The sequence below is a fragment of the Kitasatospora sp. NPDC056181 genome, from assembly GCF_042266225.1.
In the GTDB taxonomy this organism is placed as follows: Bacteria; Actinomycetota; Actinomycetes; order Streptomycetales; family Streptomycetaceae; genus Kitasatospora.
Genome location: NZ_JBHJUK010000337.1, coordinates 1 through 1470 on the forward strand (window position 1 = coordinate 1; position 1470 = coordinate 1470).

The 1470-nt window shown below is 76.8% G+C and carries 1 protein-coding gene; it reads left to right on the forward strand.

Features of this window, described 5'->3' with window-relative positions:
* Positions 1–228: 228 nt before the first annotated feature.
* A partial coding sequence (locus ACFC1F_RS43365) for an HRDC domain-containing protein (protein WP_376167340.1) occupies positions 229–1470 on the forward strand: 1242 nt, incomplete at its 3' end.

Sequence of the window (1470 nt, forward strand, 5' to 3'; positions counted from 1 at the left end):
GCACTCATACCCCCCCGCGGGGGGGCCCGGGGGGGGGGCCCTCGTCGCCCCGCCCCCCGCGGCCCCCCGCAGCGGCTTGCGCACAGTCGTCACGGTGAGCGGGCCGTCACCGCCCGAGCGGCACGGCTCCCCGGGAGGCGGCCGGGTGACGGCGCTGTCATATTCACCGACCCGGTCTGACCAGTCCGACAACACTCCCGGTAGCGAGGTCCGTCGTACCCTTGGTGAGTGACCGACGCCGTAGCAGCCATCCCAGAAGAAGCAGCCCCGGTCCCGCTCCTCGAACCGAAGGAGGGGATCCCGCCAGTCGTGGCGGACGAGCGGGCGCTGGCCGCCGTCGTCGCCGCCTTCGCCGCGGGTACCGGGCCGGTCGCCGTCGATGCCGAGCGGGCCTCCGGCTACCGCTACGGCCAGCGGGCGTACCTCATCCAGCTCCGCCGCGCGGGCGCCGGTACCGCGCTGATCGACCCGATCGCCTGCCCCGACCTCAGCGGGCTGGGCGCGGCCCTCGCGGACACCGAATGGGTGGTCCACGCGGCCACCCAGGACCTGCCCTGCCTGGCCGAGGTCGGCATGCGCCCCCAGCGCCTCTTCGACACCGAGCTGGCCGGCCGGATCGCCGGCTTCGCCCGGGTCGGCCTCGGGCCGATGACCGAGAGCGTGCTCGGGCTGAGCCTGGCCAAGGAGCACTCGGCGGTCGACTGGTCCACCCGTCCGCTGCCCGAGCCGTGGCTGCGCTACGCCGCCCTGGACGTCGAGGTGCTGGTCGAGCTGCGCGACGCACTCGAACAGGAGCTGGACGCCCAGGGCAAGCTCGGCTGGGCGCTGGAGGAGTTCGCCGCGATCGTCGCCGCTCCCCGCCCGGCGCCGCGCACCGACCCCTGGCGCCGCACCTCGCAGCTGCACAAGGTCCGCCGTCGCCGCCAGCTCGCCGTGGTGCGCGAACTCTGGCTCACCCGGGACCGGCTGGCGCAGGAGCGGGACGTCTCGCCGGGCCGGGTGCTGCCGGACGCCGCGATCGTCAACGCCGCGCTCGCCATGCCGCTCAACGTCGCCGCCCTGCAGGCCGTCCAGGGCTTCGGGCCGCGTGTCCACCGTCGCCAGCTGGAGCAGTGGCTGGCGGCCGTGCAGCGCGGCCGGGAGGTCCCGGAGAACCAGCTGCCGCCGGCCTCCGCGCCGCACGACGGCCCGCCGCCGCCGCGCGCCTGGGCCGAGAAGGACCCGGTCGCGGCCGCCCGGCTCTCCGGGGCGCGGGCCGCGGTGAGCGAGCTGGCGGAGGCGCGGAACCTGCCGGCCGAGAACCTGATCACCCCGGACCTCGTCCGCCGGGTCTCCTGGGAGCCGCCGGCCGAGGCGAGCGCCGAGAACGTGGCCGCCGCGCTGCGCCGGCTCGGCGCCCGGCAGTGGCAGGTCGACCTGGTCGCACCGGTGGTCGCCGCCGCCTTCGCCGAGGCCGCGGTGGAGCAGGAC